Source organism: Singulisphaera chitinilytica, from assembly GCF_049331405.1.
Classification (GTDB): domain Bacteria; phylum Planctomycetota; class Planctomycetia; order Isosphaerales; family Isosphaeraceae; genus PoT.
The window spans coordinates 5,095,052-5,114,549 of record NZ_CP186274.1 but is presented as its reverse complement, the minus strand read 5'-3'; the positions used below and the strand labels follow the sequence as shown (position 1 = coordinate 5,114,549).

25 protein-coding genes and 2 pseudogenes are annotated in these 19,498 nt (G+C 62.4%); 8 read left to right on the top strand and 19 right to left on the bottom strand.

Annotated elements, in window-relative coordinates; all coding sequences use genetic code 11:
- The first annotated feature begins 99 nt into the window (after positions 1–99).
- Positions 100–579, top strand: coding sequence for a hypothetical protein (locus ACOYYX_RS20295; RefSeq protein WP_422923149.1), 480 nt, complete (start codon positions 100–102; stop codon positions 577–579).
- Positions 580–704: 125 nt separating this feature from the next.
- Here ACOYYX_RS20295 and ACOYYX_RS20290 read toward each other — a convergent pair whose 3' ends face one another.
- The 16 genes and pseudogenes from ACOYYX_RS20290 to ACOYYX_RS20215 form a co-directional block, all read right to left on the bottom strand.
- Positions 705–899, bottom strand: a complete 195-nt coding sequence (locus ACOYYX_RS20290; protein WP_422923147.1) for a hypothetical protein — start codon at positions 897–899, stop codon at positions 705–707.
- Positions 900–1,027: 128 nt separating this feature from the next.
- Positions 1,028–2,146 carry a hypothetical protein gene (locus ACOYYX_RS20285; RefSeq protein ID WP_422923145.1) on the bottom strand — a complete coding sequence of 373 codons (1,119 nt, stop codon included), beginning with the start codon at positions 2,144–2,146 and terminating at the stop codon, positions 1,028–1,030.
- 267 nt (positions 2,147–2,413) lie between these two features.
- The gene (locus ACOYYX_RS20280; RefSeq protein WP_422923143.1) at positions 2,414–2,707 is read right to left on the bottom strand and encodes a hypothetical protein; all 294 of its coding nucleotides are present in this window, start codon (positions 2,705–2,707) and stop codon (positions 2,414–2,416) included.
- Between the two features lie 352 nt (positions 2,708–3,059).
- Entirely contained in the window at positions 3,060–5,960 is a 2,901-nt protein-coding gene (locus ACOYYX_RS20275; protein ID WP_422931644.1) for a class I SAM-dependent DNA methyltransferase, read from the bottom strand.
- A gap of 185 nt (positions 5,961–6,145) precedes the next feature.
- Complete coding sequence (locus ACOYYX_RS20270) at positions 6,146–6,436, bottom strand: thermonuclease family protein (RefSeq protein ID WP_422923141.1); 291 nt, start codon at positions 6,434–6,436, stop codon at positions 6,146–6,148.
- Between the two features lie 171 nt (positions 6,437–6,607).
- Entirely contained in the window at positions 6,608–7,213 is a 606-nt protein-coding gene (locus ACOYYX_RS20265) for a hypothetical protein (RefSeq protein WP_422923139.1), read from the bottom strand.
- Positions 7,214–7,469: 256 nt separating this feature from the next.
- Entirely contained in the window at positions 7,470–7,733 is a 264-nt protein-coding gene (locus ACOYYX_RS20260) for a hypothetical protein (RefSeq protein WP_422923137.1), read from the bottom strand.
- Between the two features lie 43 nt (positions 7,734–7,776).
- Positions 7,777–7,845, bottom strand: coding sequence for a hypothetical protein (locus tag ACOYYX_RS20255; protein WP_422931643.1), 69 nt, complete (start codon positions 7,843–7,845; stop codon positions 7,777–7,779).
- A 196-nt stretch (positions 7,846–8,041) separates the two neighbouring features.
- On the bottom strand, positions 8,042–8,500 hold the full coding sequence (locus ACOYYX_RS20250) for a hypothetical protein (RefSeq protein WP_422923135.1): 459 nt from the start codon (positions 8,498–8,500) through the stop codon (positions 8,042–8,044).
- Between the two features lie 233 nt (positions 8,501–8,733).
- Positions 8,734–10,119, bottom strand: coding sequence for an ISNCY family transposase (locus ACOYYX_RS20245; RefSeq protein ID WP_422923133.1), 1,386 nt, complete (start codon positions 10,117–10,119; stop codon positions 8,734–8,736).
- Positions 10,120–10,408: 289 nt separating this feature from the next.
- Positions 10,409–11,538, bottom strand: a pseudogene (locus tag ACOYYX_RS20240) (IS701 family transposase); the annotation flags it as partial.
- Between the two features lie 135 nt (positions 11,539–11,673).
- A complete protein-coding gene (locus ACOYYX_RS20235; RefSeq protein ID WP_422923132.1) occupies positions 11,674–12,090 on the bottom strand; it encodes a hypothetical protein in 417 nt (138 codons plus the stop codon).
- A 115-nt stretch (positions 12,091–12,205) separates the two neighbouring features.
- Entirely contained in the window at positions 12,206–12,547 is a 342-nt protein-coding gene (locus ACOYYX_RS20230) for a hypothetical protein (protein ID WP_422923131.1), read from the bottom strand.
- Between the two features lie 50 nt (positions 12,548–12,597).
- Positions 12,598–13,548, bottom strand: a complete 951-nt coding sequence (locus ACOYYX_RS20225; protein ID WP_422923129.1) for a hypothetical protein — start codon at positions 13,546–13,548, stop codon at positions 12,598–12,600.
- Complete coding sequence (locus ACOYYX_RS20220; protein ID WP_422923127.1) at positions 13,532–13,996, bottom strand: GIY-YIG nuclease family protein; 465 nt, start codon at positions 13,994–13,996, stop codon at positions 13,532–13,534. The genes ACOYYX_RS20225 and ACOYYX_RS20220 overlap by 17 nt, the downstream gene beginning before the upstream one ends.
- The gene (locus tag ACOYYX_RS20215; protein WP_422923125.1) at positions 13,993–14,217 is read right to left on the bottom strand and encodes a hypothetical protein; all 225 of its coding nucleotides are present in this window, start codon (positions 14,215–14,217) and stop codon (positions 13,993–13,995) included. The genes ACOYYX_RS20220 and ACOYYX_RS20215 overlap by 4 nt, the downstream gene beginning before the upstream one ends.
- A gap of 195 nt (positions 14,218–14,412) precedes the next feature.
- Here ACOYYX_RS20215 and ACOYYX_RS20210 point away from each other — a divergent pair, with 195 nt between their 5' ends.
- The 4 genes from ACOYYX_RS20210 to ACOYYX_RS20195 all read left to right on the top strand — a co-directional run bounded on the left by ACOYYX_RS20210 (position 14,413) and on the right by ACOYYX_RS20195 (position 16,487).
- Positions 14,413–14,685: a hypothetical protein gene (locus tag ACOYYX_RS20210; protein WP_422923123.1), complete on the top strand. Its 273-nt coding sequence runs from the start codon at positions 14,413–14,415 to the stop codon at positions 14,683–14,685.
- Between the two features lie 89 nt (positions 14,686–14,774).
- On the top strand, positions 14,775–15,344 hold the full coding sequence (locus ACOYYX_RS20205) for a hypothetical protein (RefSeq protein ID WP_422923121.1): 570 nt from the start codon (positions 14,775–14,777) through the stop codon (positions 15,342–15,344).
- Between the two features lie 28 nt (positions 15,345–15,372).
- Positions 15,373–16,332, top strand: a complete 960-nt coding sequence (locus ACOYYX_RS20200) for a hypothetical protein (RefSeq protein ID WP_422923119.1) — start codon at positions 15,373–15,375, stop codon at positions 16,330–16,332.
- 14 nt (positions 16,333–16,346) lie between these two features.
- Positions 16,347–16,487: a DUF7221 family queuine tRNA-ribosyltransferase-like protein gene (locus ACOYYX_RS20195; RefSeq protein ID WP_422923118.1), complete on the top strand. Its 141-nt coding sequence runs from the start codon at positions 16,347–16,349 to the stop codon at positions 16,485–16,487.
- Here ACOYYX_RS20195 and ACOYYX_RS20190 read toward each other — a convergent pair.
- Positions 16,454–16,981, bottom strand: a pseudogene (locus ACOYYX_RS20190) (transposase); the annotation flags it as partial. The gene ACOYYX_RS20195 and the pseudogene ACOYYX_RS20190 sit on opposite strands and share 34 nt — an antisense overlap.
- Positions 16,982–17,266: 285 nt before the next feature.
- Between ACOYYX_RS20190 and ACOYYX_RS20185 the strand changes: the two are divergent.
- Complete coding sequence (locus ACOYYX_RS20185) at positions 17,267–17,596, top strand: DUF1559 domain-containing protein (RefSeq protein ID WP_422923116.1); 330 nt, start codon at positions 17,267–17,269, stop codon at positions 17,594–17,596.
- On the opposite strand, the gene ACOYYX_RS20180 is transcribed toward ACOYYX_RS20185, so the two are convergent.
- Together ACOYYX_RS20180 and ACOYYX_RS20175 are read right to left on the bottom strand one after the other, a co-directional pair.
- Positions 17,593–17,775, bottom strand: coding sequence for a hypothetical protein (locus ACOYYX_RS20180; protein ID WP_422923114.1), 183 nt, complete (start codon positions 17,773–17,775; stop codon positions 17,593–17,595). The genes ACOYYX_RS20185 and ACOYYX_RS20180 overlap by 4 nt on opposite strands.
- A gap of 190 nt (positions 17,776–17,965) precedes the next feature.
- Positions 17,966–18,523: a transposase gene (locus tag ACOYYX_RS20175; protein ID WP_422923112.1), complete on the bottom strand. Its 558-nt coding sequence runs from the start codon at positions 18,521–18,523 to the stop codon at positions 17,966–17,968.
- A gap of 270 nt (positions 18,524–18,793) precedes the next feature.
- Here ACOYYX_RS20175 and ACOYYX_RS20170 point away from each other — a divergent pair, with 270 nt between their 5' ends.
- On the top strand, positions 18,794–19,240 hold the full coding sequence (locus tag ACOYYX_RS20170; RefSeq protein ID WP_422923111.1) for a tellurite resistance TerB family protein: 447 nt from the start codon (positions 18,794–18,796) through the stop codon (positions 19,238–19,240).
- A complete protein-coding gene (locus tag ACOYYX_RS20165; protein WP_422923110.1) occupies positions 19,237–19,398 on the top strand; it encodes a hypothetical protein in 162 nt (53 codons plus the stop codon). The genes ACOYYX_RS20170 and ACOYYX_RS20165 overlap by 4 nt, the downstream gene beginning before the upstream one ends.
- Positions 19,399–19,498 lie beyond the last annotated feature (100 nt).

Here is a 19,498-nt window from a genome sequence, read left to right as displayed (position 1 = left end):
TTGGCGGAGGAGTAGGGACTTCACTTGAGCATGCAGGGTTGCTTACATAGAGGGTTTCCTGAATCGACCTCGCAAGTCAAGCAACCGATGAGCTCGACGATGAACCGCGACCCCCAACGACGAAAAAGCATCTTCCTCCATCCGGTCTTCCTGATCTTCGTCGGATTCCCCGCCTTACTTTTCGGCGGCATATTCGTGCGGGCCCTCATGGAGCCAGTACGCGAACAGCCGCGTCCCAAGTTGTTCCCCAACGCATCCCAGCCGGCGCCCAAGCCGATCGGAAACCAGGAAGCCGTCCAGGTTGCGTCGACGTTCGAGAAGGCCTTGAAAGATGTCTCCCAGAACGCCGACTACGTCTCGTTCGTCGATGTCTCAAAGTTTGGCGGTTATGCAATCGTCCACTGGGAGGCCAAGTACAGCCGCGACGTCTCCCAAGAGGACAAGTTGGAGCTCGAACGCCTGGTCGCCAAGCTCTGGCGAGAGACGAAATGGGTGGAAGATCAGGGCTGGGATTCCTGGGTCGAGTTCATTGAGCACCCTGCTGGGGGTGACATCATCAAGCACTTCGCTCCCGAATAACGAATAAGGCCGGTGCCTAGGGCACCGGCCTTATTCGTGACGCTTCGGCAAGTTAGAGCGATGAACAGGCGAGGCAAGCGACCCGGTGCCCATGGGCACCACCCTCATCGGGGCCGCAATTCGGATCATCGTCGCACCCACGGGAACACCCAGGATTCCCAGCCGACCGGCCGTGGCCTGATCAGTGAGGACTCGCCCCTACTGGCGAGATTCGCGTCCGTCCTCGCGTGCTGCTCGGCTGCGGCCTTGTGGAGGAGCGTCCAGTACCAGGTCGGGATGGCGGCTAGGGCGACGATCAGTAGCAGACACCGGATGGTCATCGGCTTGCGCGTCGGTTTCATGCTCAGGGGTGGGGCAGCCCAGGCCGATTAGCTGTCACAACAATTGCCGTCAACGACAGCCAACTCTGATAACCCGTCTTCCTCCTGCAGGCGATCGAACGCGTGCCCTAACTACCCCGAACGTATCGTATCTTACGGAATGGGCTGCCACGCCGACTCTCGTAAACCGTTAAAGAATCCAGCATTTTGTTATAGATAATTTTAGATCTATAACCGCTTGCACTATTTGTCTTATTGTCAATATAAATAATTCCATTTTTGTATCCTATTTTATCCATATTGTAACTATGGAATCGAGTCATCTCGACACCATCCGCGAAATCCAACCCAAGCATCCCGTCTTCATCGCCTGCCTGGAAATGGAATTGTAATGTCCCTTTTGTATAGGTCACAGCTCCCGGATTGAAGGTTTCGGTCTCGTTTTCCGGGTGCCAGTTCCCTTCGATATTCCGAGGAATCTCTGCTCCTTTCGTTCGCGTTGGGTCAATCATTGCCGAAAGATCTGGCCAAGATGAATCGTTCTCGTCGATCTGCTTCGTTTCCTTCGCATCTTCGTCGACTTTACTTTGATCGCCCGCAGCATCAACAATTCCTGGATTGACCATCTTGATCTCTTTAGGCTCGGTCCTCTCTCGTTGCTGTGTGATCTTCGCTCGAAGTTCGCCAGGCGTAACTACTGCCAGGGCTGGAGCGGAAGAGAAATAGTAACCCGTTTCAGCCTTAATCGACTGACGTTGAGAATTATAATCAGTTATAATTTTGTTCACTCTTTTAAACTCGCTTTCTGAAATTGAAGCAGTTTTGCTCGTCAGGCTAATTCGCAGCTCCTTGGCGTTCTTGTAGGCAGTCGCGACCACCTTTGAGTATTCGCGCAGGACATCGCCGGGTCTTCTATTCGGCCTCAGCACAGTATTGTCAGCAGGATCGGGATTGGCTGTCCCATCAGGCTCGCCTTCGATCTTGATGACGGCCAACCGCCACTCGGAACCGGACTGCATCGAATCGCTCCACACAATCAAAGCTTTGGCTCGAGCTCTCGCTTCTTCCTCGGTCGGATAGGAGCTGTCGAGCTCAAAGACGGTGGGGCCATTTTTCCTGCTATATGACACCGTCCATTCGCTGTATTTCGTGTCCTCTCCTTTTTTGATTACACGTATTTCTTGTGCCTCGACTATCGCCGACATGACGAGAACTAAAATCCAGGCCATTTTGCTGCAACGAAACATTGACTTTCCTTTCGGGTGCTGAATTGTTGGCGGGGCTTTCATTGACTGAACCTAAGCTTTCTCAGCTTGGGATACCCAGGTCCAGACAACCCTACGAGGGTTCAATTCAAAAAACAAAGCATCTGAATTATGTCTCAGTAACACTACGAGTAGCTAGTCCCTAGTCGGCTATTTGGTCAACACCCAGCTTGAGCTAGAGCAAAAGGGGCGGGCCAAAGCAGACCGAAACCGCCCCGGACCGCCTTTTTGAAGAGGAGAACACTCCCCTCACCCCCCCTCCAGGTCGTACCTGATGACCTGGACCCCTCCGTTTGCCAGCGTCCGGATCGTCGCCGCGATCCGGTTCCCGCGCCAGATCACCCGGTCGCCGTCCACCCCGGCGACGAACTCCTCGACCTGGTCGCCGATGACCCGCTGGAGCGTCTGACGCTTCGAAGCGTGGCAGACCAGGCTATCCATCTCGGTGACCACCCAGGCAGGCTCCCGCCGCAGCCGTTCGGCCGCGGCGGTCTGGATGTCGAATGCGGCGCGGAGGCCGTCCTTGTCGGGGTCGTGGTTCATCACTCGGCCACCCCCTCTCCGATGAACCCGCCGTTGAAGTCGTCGGAGAGCAGGGGATCCGGGTGCGGGGCGGCGGTCGCGTGCCAGTGGTCTCACATGCTGATCGTGCGGGTCCGCTCGAGCAATCGGCCCGAGCTGCGGCTCAAGCGGCTATCGCCCACCTTGACCAAGCTAACGCCCTCTTCGCCAACATCGCCGCTGTCCCGGCGCCGCTCAAACCGAAGTCGCAAAATGTTCACCAGCCGTACTGGCGGTCCGTCCTCCAAAACTCCTCGACGAGCGAGGTGACGACTATGATTTTCTCGAAATGATGGCGTCCTAAATCACGTCCATATGTAGTCGGATGCAACGTCTAGGACCCCTTCACGACTCGAACGCAGTCATCGGTGATAAACTCACTCGGACCTTTGGCAGCAGCGGGGAGCCCTGGCCCGATGACCGGCTTCATGGACGCCTCTCGGTCGGCTAGTTCGCCGTTGAGTGCCAGAAGAAATCCGAGAGGTTCGGCCTTCGCCTTCATCCCGTAGGCGGCTCGCACAGCGGCGTCTAATGCATCTTGAGCAGTCTTGAGCGGGTTCTGCCCGGGCATCTCTAGGGTTCGGTAGAGTTCTCGGAGGTTCCAACCGTTTTCGGCCATCACTCGAGTACGGAGCTGTCGGAGGCCAACCGCCGCTTCAGCAACTCGGCTTACCTGAGTGAGTGTCGGAGCTTGTGGCCAAGGGAACGTGTCGAAGACGGTATCCGAGGTGTACCGAAAGTCGCCCTTGATGGTCGAGCAGCGTGCGACGAACCATGCCCAATGAACGCCCGATTGAAGAATCCCGAACGAGTAATCATCGGGGAACGAGAAGACTGTTAGAGATGAATCGGGCCGAATTTTCACATCAATGAACTCGAATATCGGCCGCTTCGTGTGTCGCACACACGCGATGTATCTGGGAATCGGCTCGAATGCCCTAAGCATTTCCTGTCTTCGTCGCTTCAGTCTCCACCAACGCTGGAGCCGGTTCTGATGTTCTCCGGTTTCACTCCCTGTTTTCTCCCTCTCCTTCTCCGCGTTCGCTTGCCAATCGGAGAGCACCTTCGATTTAACTAACTCAAAGGTATGCTTGTAATTTGACGCTTGCAGAATATCCATTTCTTCGAAATCGATGATGTAACGGGACGAATCCTTGTAAGCAGACGACAGCAGCTCGGTCCCGTTGAGGTATGGATGGAGCACCTGCTCTGCCTTTGGCTCTTTCCTTGAAAGCTCAATCGCTTCGGATTGCGTCAACCGAAAGCCATCGTGACCAGGTTGCTGACCTTCAAAGCAGGGCTTAGGGATTTGATTACATCTCAATGGAACCGCGGTCGTGACATCGAGGGAGGAGGTCAGAGAGCTTGGGATTCGCTCGACCTCTTCGACAATCCAAGGGCTCTCCTTTGAATCACCTTTCTGGGTGTACAACTTCTTCAAGCCCTTCTGCTCACCCTTTATCCAGTTCACGATAGAAACGTGCACTACAGCCTCACCCGACCAGACTTGCGTTGAGACTGCCTCGGTAATCGTCCCCCCGTTTTTCACCACGTAGTCGAGCCCGCCCTCACGGGAGTAGTTCTGGCGAATCGTGTTCGTCCCCACCAATCCCGCATGACAATGTTGCTTCAATTGATCATGCGTCTTTCTGAACCAGTAAACGCAGAAATCCGCCCGGCCCGGCACCTCTGAGTAGGCTTTCCGTAGCTTCCGCACATAGTCTTGACCATGCTCAAGAGTGATTTTGCGAGCATCCAGGTACGGTGGGTTCCCAATGATAGCGTCCGCTCTCGGCCAATCGCAGAACAGAGAATCATCACAGCGAATGTTCTCATCGAGATTATCGAGCGGCAGAGGTGAATCGAACTCAAGCGGGAGGTCGAATTGAGCCGCATCGAGCCAGGAACGGCCTTCGTCGCCCGCTAGCTCCTTGGCGAGCATGAGCGTAACCTTCGCCAGCTCGACCGCGAACGGAACCTTATCGATGCCGAAGAGCTGCTTTGTGCTGACGAGCGATCGCGTACCGACCGTCTTCCGGGCTCGTTCCCCGAAATTCGCGTGAATTTTGGCCATCAGGTCGAATTCAAGATGCTTCAGCTCCCTGAAGGCCACGTAAAGGAAGTTCCCGCTCCCGCACGCAGGGTCGAGCACGTGGAAGTTGAGCAGCTCCTCCCGAAGGGCCTGGAGCTCCTTGAGCGTGCTAGACCTCTCTATCCGTTCTCGCCAGGGCCGCACGATGGTCGGCAGCACGACCTTTTGAATGTCGGCCTCGCTCGTGAAGTGGGCCCCGTAGGCGTGTCGCTCGTCTTTGTCCATGCTGCTCTGAAAGAGCGTGCCGAAAATGGGCGGCTGGACTTTGCTCCAATTTTCTGTCGCGGCCGACACCAGCGAGTCGATTTCGTCTCGCGTTAGCTCCACCGGGTCGACTGTCTCGAAAACACCGCCGTTGAAGTAGCGAACATCTTTGAACCGGCCGCCGCGAGCGGAAGTCGGATTGTTCATCTGACGGAAGAGCGACCCGAGGAGGTCGTACGAGCTGGCTCCCGCCTTGCACTCGTCCAGGAGCTCCGAGAAGAGGCCCCGAGGTAGGAGGTCCGCATCCTCGGAGAACATCGCCACGACGCTTTGGAGGATGAAGCGTTGGGCTCTCTCGCGGTCCTCGCCACGAGCTACGAGCGAGTTGAACACGTGGGCGACTTTTGCCGCCGCCGTTCGCGTGACCGCCACGCGGTCATTGCCGAAACGGGGCTTTTTCTCGACCGGGAAGAGGAAGTTGAAGGCGGTGTATCGCTCGGTCAGATCACCGAGCGGCACGGTGTCTACCGGGTCGTTGAGCTGGGAATCGAAGTCGTAAATCCAGAACTCATCGAAGTTTGAGAGGACGACGTATTTTGGTCGCTCGGGAACGAGCTGGAGCCAGTACTCAAACGCTTGGGTGTAGTGCCGTTGGAGCTTCTCGCCCCGTTTCTTCATTTCGAGGAGGAGCCGAGGCCGCCAAAGGAGGTCCGCGAATTTGGTCCGTCCCCCTTGGGCCTTCACGCGAAATTCGAGCGTCGCCCCGGCCTCCTTGTAGCCTTCGTGGCCGAAGGCTTGGAACAGCCGGTCGCAGAAGACCTGAGCTTCGCCTTTCTCGTCTCCCTTGAGCGTCCTCGCATAGCCGACGAACCGCTCTAGCCGCTCGACCGTTTCATTCATATCTATTAATTGGTTCGGGTCCATGAGGCCAGCTTGCATCACGTCATAGGTTCGTCGAAAGCGGCATTGGCGGCAATCTACTAGCCGTTCGCCTGCCCGCAATTGCCTCGCTGCCCGCACATACGGCACTTCCAGGCCGGTTGCCGCAACGGGATTTCGTCAAAGAGTGACCAGCGACGCTCCTGAGTCCTCTCTACTATCGCGAGCACCTCGATTAGCTGCTCTTAAGGTGTTGTCGACTTGGATCCGCGATCCGTGTCCCCGGGCAGGATCGTGACGACCTGGCCGAACGCCAACTCCGACGCAGCCTGCTTGGCCCTGGCGCCGAAGTCCTGGCCTGTCTCGGGGCAGTCGATGCCGTGGAGCCGGATCTTGACCTGGCGGTTGCCGGCGGCCAGCACGGTCAGGGTGTCGCCGTCGGAGATACCGACGACACGGGCCGGGTAGGAGCCGGGCGGGGCGGGGGCCGCGGAGAAGACGACCAGGGCGACCGCCAGGAACGGGAATCGCTTCATCTCGCACCCCGAACACGCCGTGGCTTCTTGAGTTACGTAAGGTTAGCCGATGCGTGACAGTTGGGCAAGTTTGGAAGGGCTGCTGGTCAAAGCAGCTAAATCGGTGCGCATGGAAAAGCCCCCGCGATCGAACGCGGGGGCCGAAGCATTTCGCGGCATGACGGGAGCGGCTCAGGCGGCTCGGCCCAACCTCTTGCGAGCCAGCAGCAAGCCCACGCCGGCGACGCAGGCGATGGCGACCGAGGAAGGCTCGGGCACCGCGGTGACCTGGGCCAGGAATCTCGCGTCGTTGTTCGCGGATGTCATCTGGAGGAAGCCCCCGTCGCCCGTCGCGAACTGAGTATTCTGGGCGAACGCGCGGAGGCCCGGGAGGGGACCGAGGTCGCTCTTCAGATCGTACGCGGTGAACGCCGAGTTTGCGATCTGAATCACACTGGTCGAACCGGCGGAGGCGGGTATGCCGCGGCTAAACCCGCCGAAGTGGACCTGGCCGAAGAAATAATAGTCCCCGGTCAGCGTGGCCGAGCCGACCCCCGCGACGTCGACGCTCATCGAGACGAGGTTCGCGAGCCTGGAATTCACCGTGAACACGTTGTCGGTGTCGCCCGTGCCCGTGAGCGTGATGAGCGAGTTGCTGAAGGACGTCCCGTTGAGGACGCCCGAGCCCGTCACCGACTCGTGGTACGCGATGAGTGCCGCACATGCGGGGTTGCCGCAGGCCGCGAGGAAGACGCCAGCCAGCACCATCGCGGCGAGTTTACGGAATGCCGATGCCATTGCTGTGAGACTCGAAGGGATCGTCCCGGCGGCCGGCTCGTCCACTTCGAAGCCCGACTCGGCCCGGGGGGGGGTGGGCGTATGATGGGGATCCGCGACGGCGGACGCAATATGAGTGGAATGCTGATGCGAAAAAGCGACATCGGCCGCCGGCGACGTGAATGCGGGGTCGCAGGGCGATGGCCGGCCCGACCGAGACGATGGCGGTTACCACGCTGCCCGACGCCCCGAGCGGAGCCGGATCGATGATATCTTCTCACCCGGCCCCGGCCCACGCCAGCCGCGACGCGTCGTAGGTCCACGCCATCTCTGCCGGGACACTGTGACCTACCAGGACCGTGCAGACCTTCTTGTAGGCCGAGCACGTCCCGGCCGGGCAGAGCCGGCACCGCCGCTCGTCGCCGTCGGCCCAGGTCCTGGCGATCGTGGTCACGGTGACGGGGCCGACGGGCAGGTCGCTCGTCCGGGTCGAGGCGGGCCGGGGCCGGTAGGACAGCAGGACCGGCGGCTTTTTTGCCAAGGGCGGCTTGCGCCGCCCGCCCGGATCCGAATCGCCTTCCCGCTCAACCCCGGCAGTCGTGCATTCGCCGCAACCGACTCCTGCCAAGAAATCCCACCGCACCAAGCGCCACGACCAGGAACGTCCCCGGCTCGGGAACGGGCTGAACCGAGACGGTCGCCGACGTGATAATACCAACAGTATCCGAATAGGACTTGGTTGCCGCTGAGTAGCCGCTCAGGAGCAAATAAGGCTGGGAAGTGTTTGTGAACACATTAGGATGGAGCGTATTCGTATAGTCGGACACGTTGAGCGACGTCGGCAACGCGTCACTCGGAAATGGCCCGGAGTTCGCGCGGAGGTAGAAAGTCACACCGAGCCAGCTGAGGCCCGGGCCCGGCCCCCTCGAAGGACGCCGTGCCCCCGAAGCTGCCCGTATCGCGGACAACACCGACACTGCCGCCCGAGGCGGAGGGCTGTAAGGAGGCCGGCGCGAAGGGCTGGCCGTTAAGCGTCAGGCTCAGGTCCTGCGGCGCAATCTTGTACAGACCGCCATACGGGGCCCCCTCGCCGTACATGTTCGGCGCGTCCGTGGCGACCGAGAACTGTAATGTGAACGGAGTCCCGACTTGAGTACCGGCGCCGAACTCGTGCGTCGGATCGCCTATCGATGCCAACGTCCCCTGAAAGACATACGTCAACAACGAACTTGCGCGGGCGGGGGTGGCATCTCCCGAGCCCAGTACGAACAGGCCGAGCCCCACCACGACCCATCGACGGCATCTCATGACCGACCTCCCGCCAGCGCACCATGAGCATCGCCGAACCCCTCGGCCCATGCCACGTTTAAGTGATGGCGACTTTCATCAGATCCGTCAAGGCAAGTTGGTTAGCGAGGGGTACTCTAGTTCTAGTTTGTGGTGCGAAATCGTTCATACGATGACCTGATGGGGCGATGACTCAGGGAGCCCGGATCGTTATGAGGATGTCGTCGGCCTGAATCTTGCCCCGTCCTCCCATCTCATCCGGATTCCGCGACCTTCGACAGGTTGTGCGCCACGATCCCCCATCCGACCCATCGACCCATCCCGTCCTCGCCCCGATATCGGCAGCGCCTCAGCCCGAAATCCCGCTTCAGCGCGTGGATCCGCCCCTCGATCCCCGCACGGAACCGATACCCTCGGCGAAACCAACGCTCCTTCTCGAGCGCCCGGCGACCGGGCGGGGACTTGCCCACGTGCGGCAGGGCGACATGCTTCACGCCCCGGTCCCGGGCCAGCCGCTGGTTCCCCGCCGAGGACATCCCGCGATCCGCCGCGAGCAGGTCGGGTGCCCGGGCGAACATGCGTTGATGCTGATCGAGGGCGTCGGCCAGGTAGGGCTGGTCCTGGCCTCCGCCCCGGTCGAGGATCGCGTAGCCGCTGACGATCCCGCCCTCGACCTCGTCGAGACGGATCTTGCGGCCGAACTCCACCGGCTTGCCCGCCTTGTGCCGGGGGATCACCTGGCTATGCGGCTCGAAGATCGACACCAGCTTCTCGGCGGATGGGACCGACTCGCCCCGGAGCACGCGCCGCACCGCCTGGTCGACGCAACGCATCAGCCGCGGCACGAGCTCGCCGAGTCTCGCGCCAATGCGAGCGGCCTTGGGCTCGGTATGATCCTTCAGGGCCTCGCGCACTCGCCCCGCCTGGGATATGGCCTCGCGGGCGGTGGCCACCAGTTTTTCGTATCCGGCCCTCATCGCCGACCGGGCCTCGTCGCCCTTGCGGCGGGCGATCCGGTGCAGCTCCCGGGAGATCCTCCGCACGGTGCGGACCCGGCCCCGGAAGGCGTCGCCGAGCCCCTCGGCGGCCTCGCCCAGCACCGCCTTCGCCCGGCGGAAGAGCCGAGAGGCGACGCGGATGCCGTCGCCGATCAGGCCGCTGTCGGTGGGGAAGTGGATGTCCGTCTCGACCGCCGTGGTGTCGACGCGGAGCTTGCGGCCGCGGGCGATCTTCTTCCGCCGGGCCAGCTCGACGACCCGGTCGTTGAGCTTCCGGATCGCCTCGGGCCCGAGCGTGTTGGCCCATCGGATCAGGGTGGTGTCGTCGGGGACGCGCTCGAGGTAGACGCGGCAGAATTGGCGGAGGACGAGGCTGTCCTTGACGTGGTACTCGGCCTGTTCATAGCTCCATCCGTAGATCCGCATGACGACGAGCATGCGGAGCAGGACCTCGACCGGCGTCGAGGGTCGTCCGTGCGAGGCGGTGAGCCTGTACCTCCGCACGAAGTCGGCCCGCACCGCGGCAATGACTTGGTCATCGTCGAGGAGTTGATCGAGAGCGGCGAGCCAGGGCTCCATGACCAGCCCGAGTTGGGGGATCAGCCGGAACAGGTCGACGGGCTCATATCGGTCGCGGAGCATCGCCGGGCCCTCCGGGTGAGGGGTCGAGGCGCGGAGATTCGGCCGAAAACCAGCATAATCCAGCCTATTTCGCACCGCAAACTAGTACTACAGTTGTATTTAATCAAGGAGGTCGCGCCCCGCGTTTCCTGTAGTGACACTCCTTGGCGTGCTGCTGGTGTGCCCTCCGCCAGTCCGACCACGCCAGCGCACGCTCGGCCGGTTCCAGCCGGCCCCACACCACCCGGAGCAGGAGGATCCTGACCTCGGGCACCGTCAGCGGGATCAGCCGCGGGCCCTCTTCGCGCGGCGACGGCCGGGCCGACGACCGCGACCGGATCACCGCCAGCATCGCCAGCGCGAACATCGACAGCGTCACATGCCGATGCCAGCCGGGCCACGACCGCACCTCGTAGTCGGCCAGCCCGCAATCCCCTTGGCCCGCTCGAAGCACTCCTCCACCGCCCACCTCGAGCCCGCGACCCGGGCCAGCTCCGCCCTCGGCGTGCCCGCCGGCCCGCGGCACAGGTAGTAGGCCCGCTCCTCCGGCCGGTCGCGGCCCCTGCGGACCAGCAGCCGGAGCTGCCAACCCCGGCCGTCGACCTCGCCGAACGGCTCGGCCGCCCAGTCGTACCACCGCGGCCCCTTCGACCCGACCCCGGCGCTCGCCCGGCGCCACGCGCGGGCCGGCAGCCGGTCGGCGATCGCGTCGACCCGATCTCGAGTCCGGCCGTCGTAGAGCCTCAGGTCGCTCCTGACCGCCAGCACGTACGGCTGGCCGGCCGCCTCCAACGCCCGACGGAGGCGTACGTCGCCGCCGTAGACCGCGTCGCCGGTCACCCAGGCCGCCACCACCCCGGCCCGCCGCGCCCGCTCGAGCATCCGCTCGGCCAGCCGCGGCTCGGTGGCGAATCCCTCCTCGGGCGGGATGTGGGCCGCCTCGCGGCGGTCGGGGTCGTCGGCCCACTCCTTCGGCAGGTACAACTCGCGGTCGATGAGCGCCTGCCCTCGGCGGCCGGCGAAGGCCAGGAAGACCCCGATCTGGCAGTTCTCGATCCGGCCGGCGGTGCCGGAATACTGCCGCTGCACGCCCGCGGATTTCGTGCCCTTCTTGAGGAAGCCGGTCTCGTCGACGATCAGCACGCCCCGGGGGTCGGCCAGATGTTCCCGGGCGTAGGCGACCAGGTCGTCGCGGACGCGGTCGGCGTCCCAGTCGGCGCGGCCGAGGAGGTGCTGGACGCCATAGGGGGACTCGTCGCCGGCCTCCTCGGCGAGCTGCCAGCCGTTCTTGCGCCGGGCGTCGGAGAGGAGCCCCCGGAGATACGCGATGGCGCGGCGACGGGGCTCGGAACGGGGGAAGAAGCGGGCCAGGCGCCCGCCGATGGAGTCCATCTCGCGGGCCCAGCCGCGGATGTCCACGGCCGCAGGTTGTGCTTGCATAGCTCGGCCTCCGTGCGCAACATCCTACGGGGCCAGGCTTTCAAATACAACTGTAGTACTATCCGGTTCTCCCTGCTGGGAGGGCTTCGGGAACCGGCGGTGAATAGGTGAAGACAACAAATTTTCTTAGTCGAACTAGGTAAGAAGGAACTCCGGTCGGGATTCGCAGCGAGTGAAGCCGTCCAGCACAAGTCTTGCGGCCTCAGAGATGTCTAACAATATATCGGGCTGTGCCCATACCCAGGGACGATGCTCGTGAGGCAAAAGATAGCGAATTTCGCAAATCCTTGCTCGGAAATTGACGATCACTTGCGGGGATTGACGCTGGAGCCCCTCTACGTTAAGGGCATAAAACGAGAGAGTTTGATAGTGGCTGAGGCGAACCCATTTTTCCGAACCCGGCAGAGGTTCAATCTCGTTGAGGAAGGCGACGAGTGACCGCGCGCTCTTGCGTAACCATCGCTCCCTGTTATTATCCGTGGGTTTCGCGGCCTCGGCGAAAGCAAGGCACTCAGCTTGAATATCAGGCGTATAGAGCGAATGCAGCTTCAAGACTTCCTGTTTTCAGTTACATGATTATGCGAATATTCGATCGGATATTTCCCGATTGTCGACTGTGAGTTGTCTCCCGCCGGGCCGGCCTATTAATTATCGGTTAATGGACTCGTCATTGGCACCCGTCCACTATCGATTCATGAAACTTTCCTATCAGGCTAACCCAGCGGAGAGGACCGGATAGGCTATTTTGGCGAGCCTCCTTAGCCGCGGCATACTCCCTCGCCATGAAGTGGTAGCGGCGCTCGACGCCGCCGACGACGCGGGAGCCCGAGAACTGCTTCACCTCGCAGGTGGCCCGTCCGCGATCGACCAGGACAGCGAGGGCATCCCGGATGAGTTGCTCGGCGATGGCGTGGCGTAGCCTCGCCTGGATCGCGGAGAAGACGCTGGGGCCGTGGTCCACCAGGTCGGCGAGGACCAGGGCCTCGACCTCAGACCGAGTTACCGCCAAGTCCAAACCATGACAGATTCCTGCAACCCATGAAGTACATTCAGGAGCGGTCACTTCCCGCTCCGCTTCAACTTGGCGGCCTTCTCCCAGAACTTGCCGTTCATGTCGGGGCAGAAAGTGACAAGTAGCTCTCGCATCCGCTCCACCTTGGCATGGAGTACGCGGTCCTTCTTAATCCTGTTTTCCAGGTACTCCGAGTCGATTATCAGGTTGGAAAACAGCTCGGCCTTGTCTTCCTCGACAGCAGTGGTGGAGTAGTGATTGAGGAGGCCGGGGAACTTGTCCGTCAAGACAGAGGTCTGCTGCAAATCCTGGGCGGCGCGCCCGCCGCTGCCATACTTGAAGTTGGCCGGGTTCAACGATTCCCAGCGCTCATCCTTGTACACACTCCCATCGTCGCGGTAATCGACGATGTGGAAGAACTCGTGGTGAATGACCTTCCGCATATAGGTCTTGTTGTAGGTGCCTCGGCTCACGTCGAGGTAGAGCGTGTCATGCTCAAAGTCCGGGATCGCATTTCTCCGCTGATCGGCGAACGAGAGTTCGCTGCACAGCACCACCCGCTTGAGCTTCGACCGCCGAACGAGGTCCCTGGGGTAGAGCGCGAACTCGGGAGCGAAAAGTTTGACGTACTCCTGCAACTCCTTCTCGCCGGCGCTCTTGCCATTGATCACGCCATGCGTGGTTTTAACCGGGAAGGACAAATCAGCCTTAATGATCTCGATCTTGTAAGTCTTGGCGAGCTTGTCGAGGCCGCCGTAGGAGTCGGAAGGCAACGCCTTTTGCGCGTGGGCAACGGCGGGATGAAGCGAGGCAAGGAGAACGAGGATCGCCTGGCTGGCCCATCTCATCCCCACCACGGTGCGGGGCTCGCCATTGTACGCCCAGACCTGATCGCCCTCCGCGAACTTGGACAGCGACCGGGGCATTGAACGCAGGTATTCGCGGATCCGCGCAAGCAGCCGTCTAGCTCTGGCCACCATTTCACTTGTCTCCATCATTGCCCAGCTTCTTCGCCTCAGCCTGAATGTAGTCGCGGTGCGCCTTGTCAACGCAGGTTAATAGGTGTCTCTCGCAGAACTCAGCCGCAGTCATACCCCGCTCGCCCGAGGCCTGCTTGACCTTCTCGGCGAACTCCTTGGATACACGGATAAACTCCATCCTGGGTGCCATCGCTTCGGCAGCATCAGGGTTGGCTCCGACCAGCAAAGGCCGACCGATGAATGCCAGGAGATCTGAGGCGGGCCGGAATTGTTCCGTCCGCCCGAATCTAAGGTGGGCGAACTGCAAGTGAATGTCTCGCTCCTCTTCGCGACCTCCGGGCATCGTGCCCAGTAACGCGAGCGGTTGTCCGTAGTGGCCTTCGAGTTGTTTCACCCGAAGGTCCAGGTCATCGGTGAAGCCGATCTTGATCGGGCCCCCTCCGATCGGCTGAGCGAAGTAGATCACGCCTCAGCCTCCCCCGTCAGCTTCTTCGCCTCTCGGGCGATGTCCTTATCGGCGGCCTTACGCAGCACGTCTGACGCGTAATCGGCAAGCGACATCCGCATCATGCTCGCGGCGATCTTGGCCCGATCCAAGGTCTCGGAATCGATCCGCATCATCGCCGTGTGCTTGCGAGTCTCCGACTTCTTCTTGGCCATCTTCGTACGCTCACGCCCGAGGATCATTTCTCCACTCTCCAATCAGAAGGGCAGTCTAAACGACCGGGCGACGTGCGTCACCACTGAAGCATTCTACACCTTTGCGTCGCGGTAGACAAAGAATCGAAATTCCTACTAATAACTTGTTAACTCTGTCTACCGTCGGTGCTATTATTAGATTGTCGAGACGAGGACGCCGCGAACGCCGAAAGGACCCGAACGATGGCCAGCCTGATCCTGATGAGTAAGACCTTCCGCGAGACGACGACGAACGAGGGCGAGGTTCCGGTGGGCCGGACGATCCGGATGCGGGAGGCCAAGAAGGGCAGCGTCGTGGTGGTCGAGTCCCGGACGGAATGGCCGGCGGAGATGGGCGAGCATCGCGAGTGGGAACAGCACGGCGTGTTCGCCGAGGCCGGCTCCGAGGGGGCCGAGATCCTCTACCGGTACATGTTGTACCAGGCCCGCAAGGCGTTCGGCGACTGGACCAACTGAGAAATGAGAAGGGGCCGGGGCTCGATTGCCGTCGAGCACCGGCCCGGGTGAAGAGTCCACTACCCCGCTAAGAGTGAAAGGAACCTTCGATGACGATCATGACCCGCACTCGCCCGATGGCCAAGCCGACCCGCCGCTCGCCCCGGATCGACGCCCCGTTCGCCGAGGGCCTGGAGGAGCGGGGCCCGAGCTGCCCGATCGACCGGAGGCCGCTGCCGACGATCGACGGCGTGGGTCTGGAGGCCGAGGAGCTGGCCCGCCTGGGCAGGGCACGCACCCGGGCCATGGCAGCCTACGCCAAGGACTGCCCGTTCGCCGACAGGGCCGAAGTCGAGTGCGTCGGGAAGAAGGCCGCGACCGACGAGCTGCGTCGACTGCTGATGGAGCGTCGCGCCGCCCCCGAGCTGAAGGCCTCCGAGCCCGAGGTCGAGGCGGTGCCCATGGGCACCGTCGAGAAGCCTGCCCGGAATCACGGACGTTGCAAGCCGTTCACCTCGGCCGACCTGGACTGGTGGGCGGCCAACTCGCCGACGCGGAACGATGGCTACGTGGTCGTCGCGAGGCGGATGACCTGGGACCGCTGGCACCGCGAGGCGGCGCCGGAGTCGGCGGACGTGAACGAGCCGGTGGGCGTGCTGGCGGGGCATGGGCTGGACTGAGGCGGCCGAACGACCGGAGGTAACAGCCATGTCGGATTTGACCGCCTGCCCCGCCATCGCGAGCCCGGATCAGATGGATGCGAGGCTCGCCTACGACGCCTATCGCGGCACGAGCCACGTGCCCGAGGACCGGGCCGCGCGGGCGGCCCGGGACTACGCCGACGACGTCAACGGCCTCTACGGGGAGTTGTGGGCGTTGGCCGGGTCCGAGCACCAGCGGGAGTTGCTCGCGTTCAAGATGGAGGAGTACCGCCTGGGCTACCTCAGGCACATGAATGCTTACCACGCAAGCCTATCCCGCGTCGTCTCGTCGATGATCGCCGGGCCGTCCAACTTCCCGTCCGCCCGGATGCAGAAGCGGGGCGACCGGGCCGATGGCCGCCTGTCCGAATTCGTCGAGTGGAGGACCAAGGCGCGGGCCGCGATCCGCAAGGCCGTCCTCGACGCGAGGACGGAGGCCGAGAAGGAAGAGGCCGAGTGGCAGACGCTCCGCCGCGACCTGGCGGGCTCGCTCGCCACCGTCGTCCGCATCGACCGTGGACTTGAGTTCTACACCCGCTCGGCGTTCACGAACTCGATCTCCGGCAAGCTCGAGCGGCTCGCCAGGAACGGTCGGGTGGAGCTGGTCGAGCGGGCGCTCGCCTGGCTCCGGGAGGTCAACACAACCGGCCCCAAGCCGGCGTTCACCGAGCGACACAAAGTGTGGGCCCTCGGCACCATCGCCAGGGAGTCCGCCACGCAAGCTACCGAGCCAACGGCCCGCGGGCGGGAGCTGATCGGCTCCGAGGGCGAGATCGAGCTCTGGGCCGACCGCGAGATTGACCGGGTGCAGCTGCTCTTCCCAGACAAGCCCGGCGCCGACGTCCGCGCCCGGCTCAAGCGGTCGGGCTGGAAGTGGTCGCCGACGAACGGGGCCTGGCAACGGCAGCTCACGGAGAACGGAGTCAGGTCCGGGCGGAAGTTCCTCTCGGGGCACGGGCTGAACTGAAGGAGGTGGCCTGAGTGCTGTTCTATCTCGGCACCCACGAGACGCATTGGCTGAATATTGCGAGGGTGCCGCTCTTCATCTCCCGTCGCCGGCTGGCCAGGCGAAAGGCCCTGCCGGTTGCCGCGGAGCGATGGGCCCTCGACTCGGGCGGGTAGAGCCGACTGTCCAGCGGCGCATAACCCGCCGGCGTGGCGTAGGCGAGGAAGACGCCGACCCGGCTGTTGTCCACCTTGCCGAGCCGGCCGCACCACTGCCGGGCGACCCCGCACGACTCGGTCCCCTTCTTGGGAAAGGCGCTGGGGTCGATCACCACCACGCCCTCGGGCGCGGCCAACTCCTCGCGGACGTGGGCTCGCAACTCGGCCATGACCGCCTCATCGTCCCACTTGCCCGAGCCGACGAAGAACTGGATCGGCTTGCGAGGCAAGCCCGCCTCGATGGCGATCGGCTCGGAAGTCTTGCGCTAAAGGCCGCCGAGTCGGCCGCGGATGACCAAGGCCGCGGTGGCCCGCTGCTCTGTGCGATAGAACCTGGGGAGGTAACGCTCGAGGAAGGAGGTCAGGCGGTCGGCCTGGCCCGCGACGGCCTCGGGAGTGACCACGGCGTCCGCCAGGATGGACTTGGCCTCGGGCTGATCCAGCAGTGACATCGGGAGTCCCCGGGTGTGGGTCTTATCCCTCGAGGATCGATGTTAGAAGGGCGGCGGTCTGAAGTTACGAGAAATCGGTTACAGCAGAAGTAGAGACTGCATAAGCAATCCCAACAATTTACCGGTTCACCTGTCGGCCTATTTTTCCTCATTTAACTCATTAAACCGAAAACGCCGAATTTGAAATGCTTAAAAAAACAATTTGCTTTTTCTTTGACGCGAAAGTTAGAGTGTCATTCCGTCATCAGGCGAAAGGATGTTTCCTTACGACTTGGGAGACGTGTCATGCATGTGTTATCGCGTCAATCTCGCCGTGGCTTCACGCTTATCGAAATTCTCGTCGTTGTCTCGATCGTGGGACTACTCGTCGCCCTCCTATTGCCAGCAGCCCAATCTGCGCGCGAAGCCGCCAGGCGTAACGCCTGCCAGAACAATCTTAAGCAATTTGGTATCGCGCTCAATAATTACAGTTCAACTTATGGCGTTATGCCCCCCGGCATTAGCGGCACCACATGCTATTCATTGCACGTGAGCCTGCTGCCATATCTAGATAATATATCCTCATTTAATAACATTAATACTTCTGTGTTATCTATGTTGGCTCATGTCGTTTAACTGGTGGAGCCCTTAACACCGAGTAGAGCCCGGATGAACTCCCCGGACACCCGCTTGATGTTGTAACTCCACTGGTAGATCGCCACGTACTGTCGAAGATACTCCTTGTTGACCCCGCGGAACGGCCGCAGGAAGTTCCTCAGCCCCGTCCAGTTCCCCTCCAGCGTGTTGCAGTGCACCTCGCGCACCCGTCACCGTCGTCGTCGCGCGCCCACTCCCCGCGGCCGTGGCAGACCGACGAGCGGGAGCGGCCCATCTCCGGCAGACGATCGTAGCCCTTCCACTCGTCCGTGTAGAATCGCGTCATCGGCCAGCTCGCACGCAACGCCACGCGCCGCAAGGTCTCCCCGTCGGAATGCCGGGCCACCGTCAGGCGGATCTCACCGCTTCGGCGCCCCACCACCCCGCAGATCGGCAGCCGGTCCGTGTCCCAGCTCCCGTGCCCCGGCCGCTTGTTGCCGCGACGCCGCGGCGGGTCATCGGGGTCGCGGTGCGGTCGCCCTTTTTCCCCGCGTTCTGGTACATCTCGTCGGCCTCGAGCTCGGAGTCTTCCAGGGGATCCCGGTGCCGCCCCGAGTGGGCGGCGCCCTGGAGGCGGTGCCTGAGCTCGAGCAGCTGGGAGCGATCGCAGTCCAGCTCGCGTGCCAGCCTGGCAGTAGGCGTGCCCTGGGCGATGCCGCGGACGATCAGGAGCAGCTCGGCGGCCCGGCGGCGGTTGCCGTGGAGCGCGGTGCCGGTGAAGGCGTTGAAGACCCTCCTGCAGCGGCCGCAGCGGTAGTCGAGGATCGGTGCGCGATGGCGCCTGTGGACGTGGAGGTCGTCGCCGTCCCCGCATCGCGGGCATGCGAGGCCCGCTGGGTGGAGCCAGGCGAGGAGCTCGGCATAGCTGGCCTCGTCATCCATCAGGTCGAGGATGGGGAAATCCATGGCAACCTCCGCGCGGCCGAGGTAAGAGTCCCCTCCATTTCAACCATACCCCGCGTCACTACGATAGGCCCCACCAGTTACCCGGCATGAGCCGCCTGGGTAAGGTACGCGGCAGCGACGTTACCACCGTGTTTCCCCTCAAGGGATAGGTAAACGACAAGCACGGGAGATCGACCTGCCCATGTGTCGGTTCGATTCCGGCCAGCCGTCATCTGGCCCGCTCAACGTCAGAGCGGGTCATGTCTAGAGATGAGCAGGGGAGACAGGTCTATGGGGTTCCTGGACAAGCTCAAGTCGTTCGCGTCGGGGACCGGCCTCGGGGCCGAGTTCGCCAAGATACGGGACCGTGCCGCGGTCAACGCCACCCTGGCGGCCATCGCCCTCGTCGCCGGGGCCGACGGCGACATCGAGCCGGCCGAGCGGAAGGCCGGTGCCGACTTCGTCCGCAAGGGCGACCTCTTCCAGTCCTTCGACCGCGAGCAGCTCGCCACCACGCTCGAGGGCTACTACTCCAAGGCGACCAACGAGATCGCCAAGCAGGACCTCTTCGACGCGATCGGGAAGGTCAAGGGGACCGACTACGCCCGCTCGGTGGTCAAGATCGGGATCGGCATCGCGGGCGCCGACGGCGAGTTCGAGCCGCAGGAGAAGGAGATCCTCCGCGAGGTCTGCCTGACCCTCGGCCTCAACCCGGTCGACTTCAAGGGGCTCGCATGAACCCGGCCAAGGTCGCGTTCCTGGTCGGCGTCGCCCTGGCCCTCTCGCTGGCCATCGTGCTCATCAACGCCCTGCCGCTCGTCTTCGACGTCCTGACGGTCTCGGTCTGGACGCTGGGCGGGATCGTGCTGGGCCGCAAATCAACCGCCTGGTTCTGAACCATGCTCCGCAAAGGGCGATGGAGGCGGCCCGGGAGTCAGCCGGCGAGTGTCCCGGTTCCCGTCAAAGTTAACCCCGGCCAACGTGACAACCCAGATG

What these genes read in the sequence shown, in the direction of transcription:
- ACOYYX_RS20210 (WP_422923123.1), top strand. Translation starts at nt 14,413, where the DNA reads ATGGCCAGCCTGATCCTGATGAGTAAGACCTTCCGCGAGACGACGACG.
- ACOYYX_RS20270 (WP_422923141.1), bottom strand. Translation starts at nt 6,436, where the DNA reads ATGAAGCGATTCCCGTTCCTGGCGGTCGCCCTGGTCGTCTTCTCCGCG.
- ACOYYX_RS20265 (WP_422923139.1), bottom strand. Translation starts at nt 7,213, where the DNA reads ATGGCATCGGCATTCCGTAAACTCGCCGCGATGGTGCTGGCTGGCGTC.
- ACOYYX_RS20290 (WP_422923147.1), bottom strand. Translation starts at nt 899, where the DNA reads ATGACCATCCGGTGTCTGCTACTGATCGTCGCCCTAGCCGCCATCCCG.
- ACOYYX_RS20225 (WP_422923129.1), bottom strand. Translation starts at nt 13,548, where the DNA reads ATGATGGAGACAAGTGAAATGGTGGCCAGAGCTAGACGGCTGCTTGCG.
- ACOYYX_RS20170 (WP_422923111.1), top strand. Translation starts at nt 18,794, where the DNA reads ATGGGGTTCCTGGACAAGCTCAAGTCGTTCGCGTCGGGGACCGGCCTC.
- ACOYYX_RS20185 (WP_422923116.1), top strand. Translation starts at nt 17,267, where the DNA reads ATGCATGTGTTATCGCGTCAATCTCGCCGTGGCTTCACGCTTATCGAA.
- ACOYYX_RS20295 (WP_422923149.1), top strand. Translation starts at nt 100, where the DNA reads ATGAACCGCGACCCCCAACGACGAAAAAGCATCTTCCTCCATCCGGTC.
- ACOYYX_RS20250 (WP_422923135.1), bottom strand. Translation starts at nt 8,500, where the DNA reads ATGAGATGCCGTCGATGGGTCGTGGTGGGGCTCGGCCTGTTCGTACTG.
- ACOYYX_RS20205 (WP_422923121.1), top strand. Translation starts at nt 14,775, where the DNA reads ATGACGATCATGACCCGCACTCGCCCGATGGCCAAGCCGACCCGCCGC.
- ACOYYX_RS20280 (WP_422923143.1), bottom strand. Translation starts at nt 2,707, where the DNA reads ATGAACCACGACCCCGACAAGGACGGCCTCCGCGCCGCATTCGACATC.
- ACOYYX_RS20175 (WP_422923112.1), bottom strand. Translation starts at nt 18,523, where the DNA reads ATGGATTTCCCCATCCTCGACCTGATGGATGACGAGGCCAGCTATGCC.
- ACOYYX_RS20165 (WP_422923110.1), top strand. Translation starts at nt 19,237, where the DNA reads ATGAACCCGGCCAAGGTCGCGTTCCTGGTCGGCGTCGCCCTGGCCCTC.
- ACOYYX_RS20275 (WP_422931644.1), bottom strand. Translation starts at nt 5,960, where the DNA reads ATGCAAGCTGGCCTCATGGACCCGAACCAATTAATAGATATGAATGAA.
- ACOYYX_RS20245 (WP_422923133.1), bottom strand. Translation starts at nt 10,119, where the DNA reads ATGCTCCGCGACCGATATGAGCCCGTCGACCTGTTCCGGCTGATCCCC.
- ACOYYX_RS20285 (WP_422923145.1), bottom strand. Translation starts at nt 2,146, where the DNA reads ATGTTTCGTTGCAGCAAAATGGCCTGGATTTTAGTTCTCGTCATGTCG.
- ACOYYX_RS20200 (WP_422923119.1), top strand. Translation starts at nt 15,373, where the DNA reads ATGTCGGATTTGACCGCCTGCCCCGCCATCGCGAGCCCGGATCAGATG.
- ACOYYX_RS20215 (WP_422923125.1), bottom strand. Translation starts at nt 14,217, where the DNA reads ATGATCCTCGGGCGTGAGCGTACGAAGATGGCCAAGAAGAAGTCGGAG.